This window comes from Photorhabdus noenieputensis (genome assembly GCF_018448935.1).
GTDB lineage: Bacteria > Pseudomonadota > Gammaproteobacteria > Enterobacterales > Enterobacteriaceae > Photorhabdus > Photorhabdus noenieputensis.
This window is the reverse complement of record NZ_RCWC01000141.1, coordinates 1-884: the sequence shown is the minus strand read 5'-3', so window position 1 is coordinate 884 and position 884 is coordinate 1. Positions and strand designations below refer to the sequence as shown.

The 884-nt window shown below is 51.5% G+C and carries 1 protein-coding gene; it reads right to left on the bottom strand.

Features of this window, described 5'->3' with window-relative positions; translation table 11 throughout:
- A partial coding sequence (locus tag EAE91_RS23550) for a condensation domain-containing protein (RefSeq protein WP_214090550.1) occupies positions 1 to 884 on the bottom strand: 884 nt, incomplete at both ends.

Here is an 884-nt window from a genome sequence, read left to right as displayed (position 1 = left end):
ACATAAGCGCCACCGGCTTTCAATACCGCTAAGATACTGATAACCATGTCCAGACTACGGTCGAGATAGAGGGCGATGGGAGTATCAGCTTGCACAGGGACATGATGGTGTTGCTGACAACGTTCACGGATAGCATAAGCTAGTTGGTTGGCCTGTTCGTTAAGCTGGCGGTAGGTCAGGGATTGGCCTTCAAACACCAGCGCCACGTTATCCGGTGTGCTTGCCACCTGGGCTTCAAACAGTTGTGGCAGGGTTTTATCCTGCGGGTAAGGCGCATCGGTCTGATTCCAGCGGTGCAGTAGGGTATGACGCTCAGCTTCGCTGAGGAAGGTGATTGACGTATGTAACTGGTCTGGGTTGCATGCCGCCGCGTACAGGATACGTTCAAGCTGACCCAGTACGCGTTGTGTCTGTGCTTCTGTCAGCCAGTCTTTGCCATAACTGAATTTGATGATGAGACTGTTATCGTGCTCATAGGCTACCAGCGATACCGGATAATCCACTTTTTCGACGGACTGACGGAATGTCAGGGTATGTTCTATACCGGTTGGGTTTTCACTGACCGCCGGGGATGGGTAGTTTTCAAATACCAGTAAGCTGTGGAATAACCGTTCTCCGTCGGATTGTAAACTGGCCAGTGAGACAGCGCTGTGGCTGTTGAGCGCAGCGATATTCTTTTGGATGTCTTGCAAAACAGTAGCCACACTGTCTGCTTGGTGCCATTGCACTATCAGTGGCAAGGTATTGATATACAAACCAACACTGGACTCAATCCCGTCCACCGGAACATCGCGGCCGGAGACGGTGGTGCCGACAATGGTTTGCTCATCTCCCGTGTAGCTGTGAAGTAGCTTATGCCAGGCAAATTGTAAGGCCACATTCAG